Origin of the sequence: Mesorhizobium sp. M7A.F.Ca.US.006.01.1.1 (assembly GCF_003997935.1) — a bacterium.
Taxonomy (GTDB): Bacteria; Pseudomonadota; Alphaproteobacteria; order Rhizobiales; family Rhizobiaceae; genus Mesorhizobium.
Window position 1 is genome coordinate 1 of record NZ_RZQL01000440.1, and the last position, 2,394, is coordinate 2,394.

At 57.4% G+C, this 2,394-nt stretch carries 3 protein-coding genes; all 3 read left to right on the plus strand.

Annotated features, from left to right (window positions below; translation table 11 throughout):
* The first annotated feature begins 53 nt into the window (after positions 1 to 53).
* The 3 genes from EN943_RS36535 to EN943_RS36545 all read left to right on the plus strand — a co-directional run bounded on the left by EN943_RS36535 (position 54) and on the right by EN943_RS36545 (position 2,343).
* Entirely contained in the window at positions 54 to 803 is a 750-nt protein-coding gene (locus EN943_RS36535) for a glutathione S-transferase N-terminal domain-containing protein (protein WP_206522885.1), read from the plus strand.
* 56 nt (positions 804 to 859) lie between these two features.
* Complete coding sequence (locus EN943_RS36540) at positions 860 to 1,792, plus strand: 3-keto-5-aminohexanoate cleavage protein (protein WP_127416560.1); 933 nt, start codon at positions 860 to 862, stop codon at positions 1,790 to 1,792.
* A 71-nt stretch (positions 1,793 to 1,863) separates the two neighbouring features.
* Positions 1,864 to 2,343, plus strand: coding sequence for a VOC family protein (locus EN943_RS36545; RefSeq protein ID WP_127416561.1), 480 nt, complete (start codon positions 1,864 to 1,866; stop codon positions 2,341 to 2,343).
* Positions 2,344 to 2,394: the final 51 nt, after the last annotated feature.

A 2,394-nucleotide genomic window follows, 5' to 3' on the forward strand; every position in this document is an offset into this window, starting at 1 on the left:
TGCTAGCTCTCCCTTAGAGCTAGATGAGTTCTCCGGGAGCAGGGATACAATATTTGATCAAGCCAAAGCAAGCAAAACGCAGGAAGGAATTCCAAATTATGGAACTATACGGTCTTTCAAGTCCAAATGTTATGAAGGTGCGTATTATTCTTGAGGAACTGGATGTACCGTACAATCATACCTATATCGATATTTTTGCCGGCGCCCAGTATACGGAAGAATTTGGCAAGCTTAACCCGAACCGTAAGGTACCCGTTCTCGTTGATCCCGATGGGCCGGGTGGGCCGATTACCATCATCGAATCCGGAGCTATCCTTATCTATCTCGCGCAGAAGTACGACCGGTTTCTGCCGAAGTCGCCTACGGACTATTACGGGACGATCCAATGGCTGATGTTCCAAATGGCCAGCGTCGGCCCAATGTTCGGACAGACGAATCATTTCCTGAGAACTGCGCCTGCGGGCAATGACTATTCACGAGATCGGTACGTCACGGAATCAAAGCGGATATTCGACGTACTGGACGAGCGCCTTTCCGAATCCGAGTTCCTCGGCTGCAACGAATATTCCATCGCCGACATCGCCACTTACCCATGGGCGCGTTACTATGAGCCCAACAACATCGACATTTCCAAGCTGAAGAACTTGCAGCGTTGGCTCGACCAGATCGGCCAGCGGCCGGTTGTTGCGAACGTCGTTGCCTACTGGCCGGCTCTTCGAGCTGTCGATGACCATAAAAAAGAAACCGCAGACGTCAAGCACATAGACAAACTCTACGGCCGAGGCCAGTTTTCGCGCGCGTGATTGACGCGCGGAACTGAATTCGACATCTATTTGCAATCATCGGGAGCCGGGCATTCATGTCGGACGTGCGGAAGGTCATCATCACCTGTGCCGTGACGGGATCGATACACACTCCGTCAATGTCGCCGCATCTGCCCGTGACTGCGACCGAAATCGCCGAGGCGGCAATCGGCGCGGCTGAGGCCGGGGCGGCGGTCGTCCATCTCCATGCGCGAAACCCGGTCACCGGCGAGCCTGACCAGCTTCCGGAGCTGTTTCAGCCTTTCCTGGGCGTGATTAAACAGCGTGTCGACGCTGTCTTGAACATCACCACCGGCGGCGCGGCGACGATGACCCTCGATCAGCGTCTCGCGCCGGCAATGCTTTTCAAGCCAGAAGTGGCGTCACTCAACATGGGCTCGATGAACTTCGGGCTCTACCCGATGCTCGACCGCTTCAAGGACCTGAAGCACGACTGGGAGCGGACCTATCTGGAGGGGTCGCGCGGGCGCATTTTTCGCAATACGTTCGAGGACATCGAGACCGTTCTTCGACGCTGCGCCGACAACGGCACCCGCTTCGAGATCGAGTGCTACGACATCGGTCATCTCTACACCTGCGCCCACTTTGTCGAGCGTGGCCTGATCAAGCCTCCAATCTTCATCCAAAGCGTCTTCGGCATTTTGGGGGGAATCGGTCCGCATGCGGAAGATGTGATGCATATGAGGCGCACGGCAAACCGGCTCTTCGGGGACGACTATCATTGGTCCGTGCTGGGTGCCGGACGCCACCAGATGCCCATCGCCATGCAGAGCGTGCTGATGGGCGGCAATGTCCGCGTCGGGATCGAAGACTCGATCTGGGCCGGCAAAGGGCGGCTGGCCGCCAGCAATGCCGAGCAGGTCACGATCGCCCGGCGAATGATCGAGGAGCTGGGCATGGAAGTCGCAACGCCGGCCGACGCCCGTAGGATGCTCAATCTCAAAGGCGGCGACCAAGTCGGGTTCTGATCAGAGCGGTGCGTCTGCGATGGATATGAGACTGTCCGCGCCATCGCCCCGGACAAAGAAGGGAGTCGACTATGAGCGAATTTCTTGGCTTCAGCCACACGGCGCTCCACGTATCCAACCTGGATCGCTCGATCGAGTTTTACGAGGGCCTTCTCGGGTTTACAGTACACCTGCGAGGTCAGGCGCCAGCTCACGCGGGACGACTGACAGGATATCCGGAAGCCACAATTGAACGGGCGCTTCTGACCTTTCCGGGCGATACTTCAGTCCCCGGGAGTTCGCCGTTTCTGGAGCTTATGGAGTTCCAGCAAGTGGAGAGCATGCCGGTCGATACGTCGTTGGCCAATCCCGGCACGATGCATTTCGGCCTTTGGGTCCGTGATCTTGATGCGCTGTGTGCCGAACTGGATCGGAAAGGCGTCCAGTTCGTTTCGGACGTCGTGGTCTCGTCCACGGGCACAAGCAAAGGCGGCAAGCTGGTATTTGCACTAGACCCCGACGGGATCGCTGTTGAGTTCATCCAGTCGGCGAACTGGCCTCCAAAATTCTAGGCGCCGCGCAGCCTCTGTCCGCGATGCGGTGTGCGCGCTTTAGGTCAGATC